This is a genomic window from Leucobacter holotrichiae (genome assembly GCF_055791005.1).
The window spans coordinates 1-7,304 of the sequence record NZ_JBVUAC010000024.1 but is presented as its reverse complement, the minus strand read 5'-3'; the positions used below and the strand labels follow the sequence as shown (position 1 = coordinate 7,304).

Here is a 7,304-nt window from a genome sequence, read left to right as displayed (position 1 = left end):
AAGTGCACGCTGACGAAGTTCAGGGTCATATTTGCTTGGCATCGTAGTTCCATCCTTGTATAAAGATCGGAACTCAACCCAGGCCAATTCACCCGATAAGGACTTCCGAAGATGTTGAATCGAGGTCCGTGACGCTGGATGGGATACTCAGGTCGGTGAAGGTGGCCGTCAGACAGTTCCGCAAGATGTCACGAGTCTTACCTTCTTTCTGATGCCCGATTCCGTGGACGATAACGATCCCCAGCGGGTACTTTTTTGGTCGATTCGTCATATTGGCTGCTCCGTTCTCCATTCGAGTCGCCTGATCTTTGCTTACCGCACGGGGCCGACACACAAGACCTGGACCTAGGTGATCGTGACGTGCCGCCGGCGTTTCGGGTCCGCGGGGAAGGGGCCGACACGCATGACCTGGGCCTATGCGGTCGCGCCGGATGTTCGACGCTTCGGGCTCTCGGTGCTGTGTCGCGACGGCAGTTCGACGGCGATCGTGGAAATCACGACACCGACTGCAGTGATCGCGATCATGGAAGCGCTGCCCGAGGCCAGTGTGCCCAGGAGGATCACGATGATGCCGGCAAAAAAGACGCTATTGGCGGTTCGGGTGAGTTCTGTCCGCACGGTGAGCACCCAGATTCCGAGCATGAATACGACGACGGGAATGGTGAGTGTCGCCCCGGCGGCGAGGCCCGACAGGTGGCTGGAGTGTTCGGTCGTGTCGATAGAGATCTCCACACCCGCTGAGAAGGCACCAGCTGCGGCAAAGATGCAGTAGTGGAAGTAGCCGTATCGCAGCGACGAGCCCAGCGTGCGAATGTGATGGTGATGGGGGCGAGCGAAGTACACCCACCACATGCCGGCGGCGATGAGCAGCCCGGCAGCTGCAATCAGCAGCAGCTCGGGCAAGTGCTGACCTTCGTGGAGCGCACCAATGATGGCGTTCGCCGAGGCAAGGATTGATTCGCCGAGCAGGATGAGCGTGAAGAGACCATATCGTTCGGTGATGTGATGTGGGTTCCACGGGGTGGGTCGTTTGCGCTCAGCCCAGATGGGGATCGCGACTTCTGCGGCAGCGAGCACGAAGAAGCCGGCGAGGGCGTAGTCGGCGGGCAGCGCAAGTCGGAGAATCCATGCGATCTGCACGATAGAGATCCCTGCCGCGTACCTAAGGCACACTGCTCTGAGTTCGCCCGGAGTGTTCGCGGCGCGCAACCATTGGGCGACGACAGCGAACCGCATGATCGCGTACCCGATCGTGATGACGGTGAAGTCGTGTTCGGCCATCGCGTCTGCGCTGCCGGCGGCGAGTACCAGCACACCTGCCATCTGCACGATGGTCAGCAGCCGGTAGAGCCAGTCATCGTTGTCGAACGAGGTCGCGAACCAGGTGAAGTTCATCCACGCCCACCAGATCGCGAAGAACACCGTGAGGTAGCCCATCACGCCGGCGCCGAGTTGCCCCTCGGTCTCCATATGGTGCAGCTGGACGGAGGCCACTGATACTGCGACGACGAACACGAGGTCGAAGAACAGCTCGAGCGTGCTAGCGGTGCGGTGCGGTTCCGTGCTTTGACGGGGCATAAGCCTCATCAAGCCGAGGCTCCCCCGCACCGGTCCGGCGTCAGATCCCGCTGTTGAATGTTCTTGATGGATGCTCATGGGGGCTTCTTCCCGGGTCTGTGGAGTGGTGACAGGTGGCGAAAGCGCCTCTTCCGTGAGCTGATGCACATTCTCGTGCAGTCAGCGGAATCCTGCCGCCCTGCGCGTCACTGCACGGTGAAGTCCTCGTCCTGCCGTCAGGACTTATCCGATCGGCTCGTGCAGGTGGGTTTAGTGGGAGCGCGATGCTGACATCGCGCTCCCACAGGGGGCAGCACCAGGAGATGGGTGGGACTCCGGAGTGTGGATGGGGACCACATGCTGCCCCAGCGCGGATCGTCGGCGGGGGTGAAACGACGATCAGCGCGGCCTAGTCAGGCGAACGGCACGTTCTCCTCGAGTAGAGGATGCCGCGCGCCCAGGTTTACGGCATCTGCATACCCGTCGCCTTAGCCGGGCTCTGCTCCACGGACATATTCGGTGGAGTTGTTGATGCCGGGAGCGGGTCAGCCTTCCCGGATCGTCATCCGGGTGAAGAGTTTCCCGTCCAATTCGAAGGTGAAGCTCGACCGGCCGTTAGCGTAGGACGACCGCCAGTCACCGATGACCGTAATCCCGGAATCCGAGAGGTGTACTTCCTCCACGGACAGCACTCCCTTGGATCCAATGAACTCTCGATCGCTCCAGCCTTTGATCGCGTCGCGTCCCTGAAAGACGCGTCCCCAATCATCGACTGCAGCATTCTCAGCGAAGGCCGCGAGGAAAGCCTTTTCATCGTGCGCGTTTACACGTTCAAAGAACGAACGCACGGGCTCCGGTACGACTGGACTGCTCATGGTTATTTGTCTTCTTCCTTGGTGTTTAGCGCGTGGTGTATCCGCCGTTGGCAAAGATCGTCTGGCCGGTGATCCACCAGCCTTCCGTTGCGAGGAAGCGCACAATTGGGGCGATGTCCTCGATCTTGGTCAGCTGGCCCCCCATTCCCTGCGACTTGTGGAACGCCACTCGCTCAGGCGTCTCCTGCCCGTAGAAGAAGGGAGTGTCCATCGGGCCCGGGGCGATCGCGGTGACCGAGATGCCACGATCAGCGAACTCCTTGGCTGCCGCGCGCGTGAAGTGTTCCACGGGGCTCTTGCCGCCGGCGTAGGTGGAGTAGCCGTCCGTGAATGCGGCCAGCAGAGCGGTCACGATCGTGATGATCTTGCCTCCGTCAGCGAGCATTATGCCGGCTTCCTTAATGAAGAAGTAGGCCGACTTCGCGTTGATGTCGAACATCGAGTCGTACTCTGCTTCCGAGGTTTCCACGATCGGCTTGCGGAGCACCTTCCCGACGGTGTTCACGGCGATATGGATCTGCCCCAGCGCGGCTTCGGCTTCAGCGAACAGACGCGCAACGTTCTCGGGCACCGTCAGGTCACCCTGGATGATCACGCCCTTCTGCCCGGTGGCCTGGACTGCCTCGAGGGTGCGCTCGGCGTCCGCTCGGGTGCTGTCAGAGTTGTAGTGAATCGCCACGTTTGCGCCGGCTTCTGCGGCCTGCCGAGCGATCAATCCGCCCAGGTTCTTCGCACCGCCTGCGATCAAGACGTTTTTGCCAGCGAATGTCATTTCAGTCATCTTCACACCTCTCATAACAGCGATTATTCCTGCTGTATCAACGATACATTTGCTACTGTAACAGTATGACACGAAGGTTGGAGCCGGATACTCGCGAGCGTCTTCTTGTCGCCGCGGCTGACCTGATTGCCGCTAGTCCGGGTGAGGACTTCTCGATGCGGGCCGTGTGCGAAGCGGCCGGCGTGCAGATGCCGACGCTGTACCACTTCTTCGGCTCCAAGCAGGGTCTCGTCGAGGCGGTCATCGAGCGTGGTTTCGACCTCTTTATGAGGAGCAAAGAAGCGGCAGAGGTCACTGGTGACCCCATTCAAGACATTCGCGTGGGGTGGGATGCCCACGTCAGTTTCGGCCTCTCCAACCCTGGCTTCTACACGATCATGTATGGCAAGATTCGGCCGGGCTATCAGCCTGCGGCGCAGGCCAGACCCACTTTGATGCTTCAGCGCGTCGCGGAACGAGCTGAAGCTCAGGGCCGACTGGTCGTATCTGCAAAACAGGCGACTGCGCATGTCCTCGCAGCGAATATCGGCGTTACCTTGCATCAAATCTCCTTAGGGCATCCAGACCATCAGTTGTCTTCAGCGGCACGAGAAGGCGTCATTTGGGCGATCACGGACAACGGGTGCAGGCAAGCAAATCTGTTTGCTCAGATGGTCGAACTCGCGTCTGTGAATCGGGACAAGCTCGGCACTCATGAGACCCAGGTACTGATCAAGTGGCTTCGGCAGCTCGAATCCGACTGACAGTTGTCGGTTCGTCTGCATGAGGCCTGTCGTCAAGGCGTGCCGGCTTCGAAACTGTACGCTGATTCGTCGCCCGATCAGCGAGATTCACGTTTCAAGGACGGGCAATAGACACGCTTTCGAAGGGGGTATGCAAGAAGGCATGCCAAACTGGAAAGATGCCTACTTCAAATGATGCTCGAGAGCGCTTGATTCAGGCTGCCGCAGAGATCATTTCTTCTTCCGAAGGGGTCGATTTTGCGGTTCGGGACGTCTGCGCTGTGGTTGGCGTGAGCTTGACGACGATGTACAACCTATTCGGCTCTAAAGCCGGACTGGTTGATGCAGTGATAGCTCGTGGGTTCGAGATCTACGAGGAACAAGAGGCGCAACTTGGTTTCACCGGTGATCCACTGCAGGATCTCCGCATCGGCTGGGATTTCCACGTCGCCTTCGGTCTCAGCAATCCTTCGTTTTACATACTCATGGCCTCCCGCGTCAAAGACGTGAACTCAGTTGGAGACAGGCACTCTCCCGACAAACTGCTCCGGGAACGCATCCGCACTGCGCAAGATCGAGGACTCCTGAGTGTGAATCCCGACGTTGCGGTCGAGCTCCTGACAGCAACTGTCATTGGGATCACTCTCCGCCAAGCGCTTGAGGGGCGACCGAACCCTGGAGTTTCTCGTTTGGCTCGTGAAGCAGTCATGCACGCCATCTCTCACGAGCAGGCCACCGCAACGCAGGCCGCCGCGATAGACATCTTCGCTTCCGAGAACACCGAAGTGCTCGGCGATGCGGAAACCGCCCTTTTCCGTTCTTGGCTGCATCGTTTGAAGGCCTCGGCCCCGCAGCCCGGGCAGAGCCAGAGCTCCGAGCTGGAAACTGCGGGACCGAGGCAACACGTCAGGCCTTCTGGCCCGTGATCTGCCACGCACGGCAGACTTTCGTTCGGGTCTTGGAGAACACTTCTCCAACCTGCGCCCAGCTGCGGTCTCGGATGAATAGGGCATCAGCGGCGATCATGGTCAGCGAGAACCAGGGCAGCCCCATCAGAAGTCCGATCCCGAGGTGGAACGAGAGGATCCCGAATAGGGCGATGATTCTCGTCACCCGGTTGAACAGCATGAACGGGAAGCCGACTTGGAGCAGCACCGAGCCCCAGGAAATGAGTACGACGAGCGGCCCCCACGCGGTGATCAGGTCCGACAGGACGGGCCACGTGCCGAACTGCTGGGTTTGCAGCGGGTCGTAGACGGCGTAGCCATGCGCCCAGGGGTCGCCGCCGGCCTTGTACAGCCCACCCGACATGTAGATCGCGCAGATCTGGAACGCGATCACGACGATCGTCAGGTTGTTCATCAGTGCGAAGAGCCACCGGAACCGTCCCGTGTCAGCGAGCGGGAAGCCCGTCTTGCGGGCGCGGCGGCGCGCATCGAGCGACCATCGTCGGGTGGTATCGGCGAAGAGCATCGCGAACAGGATCATACGGTATGCGTTGTCGCCCTGGTCGCCGGCCGAATCGTTGAGTTCGATGAAGCTCACCCAGAGGACGAGGTAGATCGGGAGCACGATACGTGTCCGCCAACCCAGCACGATGACAACGGCAATGGCGCCCAAGAGCACCAACATCAAGGTGAACAAGACTGGCGACGTAACCACGTTGTGGAACCAGGAGAACAGCCAGATGTTGGGGAAGTCGCTCTTCGGATGCGCGATCTCCCCATTCCATGCGGCCCCGACTCCGAACACGTAGTGGCGGGCATGGAAGTTGGTGAGCAGTATCCCGATGCCCGTGATACCGAGGACGATGCGCATGACTGCGAGTCCGTACGATGCGTAGAAGTGGGTGGTGAGCTTCGATTCGAAGCTATCCCACGACCTACGGAACTTCGATACAGCGCGCACGAGTCCGGACTCGTGTTCGCGGGCCACCGGTTCCTCGACGCTCCCCGAGGAGATCATTCCGGACATCTCAAGGCCATACTCTGCATTCGCATGCACGTCTGTATCCTGCTGCGCTGCAACGTGCGATGTGGTTTCATTCATCAATGCACTTCACCTCATCTGACTCGCAGAAGTAGCTTGCGAAAGCTTCCTGCGACTGGTGCTTCTCGACCAGGTTCGCGCGCCATCCCGTTGGGACGACCTGGATCGGGGGACGTTCTGCACTCGGATCGTTGCGGTTCGCGTACGGCACCACATTCTTGCGAGATGCCTGAAATTCCACCCGAACCACGGCATCCGGAGTCCAGATCGCCATGGCAACCTGTGTGGCGTACGCCGTAGCGACACGCTCGGCTTCGAGGTACGCGTCCGCATTCACGGCTTCGCCTTCTGCATCGCGCAACGCGGTTTCGAGCCGCTCTCGGGAGTCGTCACCCTTGAAGTAGTCGAGAGCGACGATCTCTTGCTGCTGCTCTGTCATGCTGCCCCAGGCGTTCTTCAGGTCCGAAGCCACACCGATGCCCAGCCCAGCCGACCGAGGCGGGAACAACTTGTACGTGGAATGGGTGAGCTCGACATCGGTCGCGCGTACCCACTGGGTCACGGATTCGTTCCCGGCCTCATCTGTGATGACAGCGCGGATATCAAAGTAGTAGTCCCCATTGATGGGTTCGGGAGCAAAGACGCTCCAGGACTGTCCCCACATCGGGATCATGTAGTTCGTCAGGGTATCCCCGGGAATGAGCTGCCTCAGGTTCGAGGCCGGCGCGATCCACAGGAATGTCGCGAACAGGTGGAAAGCGGTCATGATGATGGCGATCGCCATCACAGCACGTTTCCCGAGTTTCCTTATCCAGACAGGCCTGGACGCATGTGTCTCTTGATTCATGTGTGTCTGCACTTCAGTAGTCATGGTTCTGGGTGCCGGCCAGAATCCTGGCCGGCACCCAGAACCGCTATCGAGGCGCCCCGGGCTGCGGATAGAGTCCGGGGCCTCAGCGGTTGTTACTCAGCCGTCTTGCGTCGGCGAGCAATGAAGGTGACTACAGCACCGAGTGCGGCAAGCACGGCTCCAATTCCCACGATGCCAGTAGCGGACGAGCCGCCGGTGACAGCGAGGTCTTCTCCGTTAGAAGAAGACGAAGCGTTCGAGTTCGCAGCGGACTGCTTCTCGGCGCCTGCCTTCGCGGAAGCATCAGCGCTCGAGGTCGCCTTTGCCTGCTTCTCCGCGCCTGCTTCAGCAGAGGCGTCTGCCTTCGCAGTCGAGGTCGCATTGGCCTGCTTCTCGGACGTTGCCTTCGCGTCCTTGCCGCTCGTCGCGTTCGCCTTGGCATCCTTTGCGTCTGCATCGGCGGTCGAGGTCTTATCGCCCTCGAAATCAACCGAAGCAGCAGCCGAGGAATCAGCGGTCGACGCAGCCTC

At 60.1% G+C, this 7,304-nt stretch carries 8 protein-coding genes; 2 read left to right on the top strand and 6 right to left on the bottom strand.

What is annotated here, in order from left to right:
- Window positions 1–414 precede the first annotated feature (414 nt).
- The 3 genes from AC0KXF_RS15010 to AC0KXF_RS15000 form a co-directional block, all read right to left on the bottom strand.
- On the bottom strand, window positions 415–1,656 hold the full coding sequence (locus AC0KXF_RS15010; protein WP_473109937.1) for a low temperature requirement protein A: 1,242 nt from the start codon (window positions 1,654–1,656) through the stop codon (window positions 415–417).
- 446 nt (window positions 1,657–2,102) lie between these two features.
- On the bottom strand, window positions 2,103–2,432 hold the full coding sequence (locus AC0KXF_RS15005) for a nuclear transport factor 2 family protein (protein WP_473109936.1): 330 nt from the start codon (window positions 2,430–2,432) through the stop codon (window positions 2,103–2,105).
- 25 nt (window positions 2,433–2,457) lie between these two features.
- Window positions 2,458–3,213 (bottom strand): SDR family oxidoreductase, encoded by a 756-nt coding sequence (locus tag AC0KXF_RS15000; protein ID WP_473109935.1) that lies wholly within the window; start codon window positions 3,211–3,213, stop codon window positions 2,458–2,460.
- A 65-nt stretch (window positions 3,214–3,278) separates the two neighbouring features.
- Between AC0KXF_RS15000 and AC0KXF_RS14995 the strand changes: the two genes are divergently transcribed.
- Window positions 3,279–3,956 (top strand): TetR/AcrR family transcriptional regulator, encoded by a 678-nt coding sequence (locus AC0KXF_RS14995; protein WP_473109934.1) that lies wholly within the window; start codon window positions 3,279–3,281, stop codon window positions 3,954–3,956.
- A 158-nt stretch (window positions 3,957–4,114) separates the two neighbouring features.
- Window positions 4,115–4,861, top strand: a complete 747-nt coding sequence (locus AC0KXF_RS14990) for a TetR/AcrR family transcriptional regulator (RefSeq protein ID WP_473109933.1) — start codon at window positions 4,115–4,117, stop codon at window positions 4,859–4,861.
- Here AC0KXF_RS14990 and AC0KXF_RS14985 read toward each other — a convergent pair.
- The 3 genes from AC0KXF_RS14985 to AC0KXF_RS14975 form a co-directional block, all read right to left on the bottom strand.
- The gene (locus AC0KXF_RS14985) at window positions 4,842–5,984 is read right to left on the bottom strand and encodes an HTTM domain-containing protein (RefSeq protein ID WP_473109932.1); all 1,143 of its coding nucleotides are present in this window, start codon (window positions 5,982–5,984) and stop codon (window positions 4,842–4,844) included. The genes AC0KXF_RS14990 and AC0KXF_RS14985 overlap by 20 nt on opposite strands.
- Complete coding sequence (locus tag AC0KXF_RS14980) at window positions 5,977–6,708, bottom strand: DUF5819 family protein (RefSeq protein WP_473109931.1); 732 nt, start codon at window positions 6,706–6,708, stop codon at window positions 5,977–5,979. Before AC0KXF_RS14980 ends, AC0KXF_RS14985 begins: the two co-directional genes overlap by 8 nt.
- A 179-nt stretch (window positions 6,709–6,887) precedes the next feature.
- The coding region (locus AC0KXF_RS14975; RefSeq protein ID WP_473110081.1) for an LPXTG cell wall anchor domain-containing protein at window positions 6,888–7,304 on the bottom strand (417 nt) is incomplete at its 5' end.